A 2557-nucleotide genomic window follows, 5' to 3' on the forward strand; every position below is an offset into this window, starting at 1 on the left:
ACAGGGTAATATAACTGGTATCTACCTTTGTGTAGCAAGGGATACAGCATATTAATAAAAAAAAAGATCGGTCAAGTTTTGGTTAACCCCAATGCTTGACCGAATTCTATTGTGTAAACGTCAACAAGTACAGCTTAACTGCATTCAAATCTGAATAACTACTGATCAACTAATACATTCGTCAGTGGTCAGTGGTCAGTGGTCAGTGGTCAGTGGTCAGTGGTCAGCCGTTGGCTGATAGCTGTTCGCTTAGCGTGCGCGTAGCCCATAAGCTGATAGCTTAAAAATAAGCTCCACAATTCCTAGTCACCAGGGCGTCAAACCCTGGCAAAACCCTATCCTAGTCTACGTATAAATATCGAATCAAGGTGGTCATAACCTCACCGGGGTTTTCGGTAGGCTCGATAGCTTTTATAGGAACTGCCCACCGACAGTAACTTAATTATAAAATAGTACTTAATTGTCTACATTTTTAATAAAATTAATCCTCAGGTCGGCAGTGCATAATACCAATTTAAAACCTGACAATCTCGAAGGTAAGCACTGCCCACCCTACGCCAGCAGCGCGATCATGCTCTTGCTAGCATGCCTATTGCCTATTACCTATTACCTATTGCCTATTGCCTATTGCCTTAGCCAACTACGCCATCCCAAACTTATAATTGCCATACTTAATGTCATACCAAAATAAATTAGCGACTCTGTCTATAGACTCCTGATTATAATAATTAGTGTAATCATTATGTTTGTCTTGCTCTATCTTCGGACAATTCAGCTTCAGTCCTAGCAGAGACTCCAATAAAGTTACGTCTGATTCTAGAGTTTCAAAACGGATAACATAATCCACAAGAAACGTGTTATCCTCATCAAGTGCCGAGTAAGACAGTGAGTAAGCCGACAAATCAGTTAAGTGCTTACCTGCCTTGATATCCCATGATTTTCCTTTAGTGATCCACTCTGTAAAGGGCATTTTTTTGTTAGGATTGTACTGTTGTTTCTCCCAAAAGTAGAAGCCATTGTGATCAGGATTTCCAAAGGAGTACACAGAGACAAGCATATCCCAGGGGTTTCTAACAGAAGTGAATTTGAAGTAGCTATTCCAATCCCAACCCATGCGTTCAAAATGCTGTTGAACCATAGATGCTGGCACATGGGGATGGTTGTATCGCGGTTTATCTGTACTAACAATATCACTGTAAGGATCTAGTGCTTGTCTAATCGTAGTATCACCAGACCTGGGCTTGCCAATGAATACGAATTTATGCTTGTGTGATAGTCTCATTTTATAGCAGTTATTAATTGGATGAGGGAAAAAGTCCTGGGTTTTAGGGAGTAGGGAGTAGGGAGTAGGGAGTAGGGAGTAGGGAGTAGGGAGTAGGGAGTAGGGAGTAGGGAGTAGGGAGTAGGGAGTAGGGAGTAGGGAGTAGGGAGTAGGGAGTAGGGAGTAGGGAGTAGGAGTAATAAATTTGACTGTATCTTATAGGTCTTATCAACACTATATTTTATAGTTCAACACTCAAAAATTAGCACTGATAACTGAGCACTGAGCACTCAAAAATTATCTAGCGTTTCCTAGTAAGCGTGAGGTACATCTAAATTTTATTCCCTGTTCCCTGTTCCCTGTTCCCTGCTCCCTGCTCCCTGTTCCCTATTCCCTATTCCCTATTCCCTATTCCCTATTCCCTATTCCCTATTCCCTATTCCCTATTCCCTAGTTTAAAAAGAATACTTTCCGTAGTTGATATCATACTCAAACATTTCGGAGACTATTGCTTTGGATTCGCTATCATAATACTGGCTATAGTGGTCATGCTTGCTAGTATTTATCTTCAAAGAATCTAGAGGTAGTCCTAGCTTTGAAGCTACAAAATCTAAGTCTTCCTCTAGGTGTTCAACACGGATAACATAATCAACAAGGAAGTTATTATGATCATCAAGAACATAGTAAGGAAGAGTATAGCTATACAAATCATCTAGAAATTTTTGCTGCTTCAAGTCCCAAGATTTGCCAGTCTTAATCCACTGCTTGAATGGCATCCTGGTGTTTGGGTTATAGGGGTATTTTTCGATAATGTCTTGGGATACACTGACTACTCTTGGTTTTTCCCACCAATAAATACCTCGATGATCTGGCTTGGCATAGAAGTACAGAGAAACCAGCATATCCCAAGGGTTTCGGATACTAATAAACTTGAAGTAGCTGTTCCAGTTCCAACCCATACGCTCAAAATGCTGCTTTAACAGAGATGCTGGAACATGGTGATGGTAATGTCGCTTCTGATCCGTACTCCAAACATCGGTGTAAGGATCCAATGCCTTACGAATACTAGTACTAGCACACTTAGGTTTGCTGAGGAATACAAACTTATGCTTGTGGGATATTCTCATGATAACTGTTGATAGATGTCCGATTTGACAATGGATTTTAAAAAATAATCGTTGCTCAGCTTTTCTTTAATCGGGTGCTGCTGCAGGTAGTGGTGGGTTTCCTCAATTAAAGCAAAATCCTCAGCTTTGGCTGCTGCTTCTTGTCTAGACTGGAAGTAAAGGGGATAGT

3 protein-coding genes are annotated in these 2557 nt (G+C 40.8%); all 3 read right to left on the reverse strand.

Annotated elements, in window-relative coordinates; genetic code table 11:
- Positions 1–640 precede the first annotated feature (640 nt).
- The gene (locus tag F6K49_RS40665; RefSeq protein WP_075903006.1) at positions 641–1282 is read right to left on the reverse strand and encodes a sulfotransferase family 2 domain-containing protein; all 642 of its coding nucleotides are present in this window, start codon (positions 1280–1282) and stop codon (positions 641–643) included.
- A gap of 43 nt (positions 1283–1325) precedes the next feature.
- Positions 1326–1493 carry a hypothetical protein gene (locus F6K49_RS40670; protein WP_293106594.1) on the reverse strand — a complete coding sequence of 56 codons (168 nt, stop codon included), beginning with the start codon at positions 1491–1493 and terminating at the stop codon, positions 1326–1328.
- A 223-nt stretch (positions 1494–1716) separates the two neighbouring features.
- The gene (locus tag F6K49_RS40675; RefSeq protein WP_293106597.1) at positions 1717–2388 is read right to left on the reverse strand and encodes a sulfotransferase family 2 domain-containing protein; all 672 of its coding nucleotides are present in this window, start codon (positions 2386–2388) and stop codon (positions 1717–1719) included.
- Positions 2389–2557 lie beyond the last annotated feature (169 nt).

Source organism: Moorena sp. SIO3I6, assembly GCF_010672095.1.

What these genes read in the sequence shown, in the direction of transcription:
- F6K49_RS40665 (WP_075903006.1), bottom strand. Translation starts at nt 1,282, where the DNA reads ATGAGACTATCACACAAGCATAAATTCGTATTCATTGGCAAGCCCAGG.
- F6K49_RS40675 (WP_293106597.1), bottom strand. Translation starts at nt 2,388, where the DNA reads ATGAGAATATCCCACAAGCATAAGTTTGTATTCCTCAGCAAACCTAAG.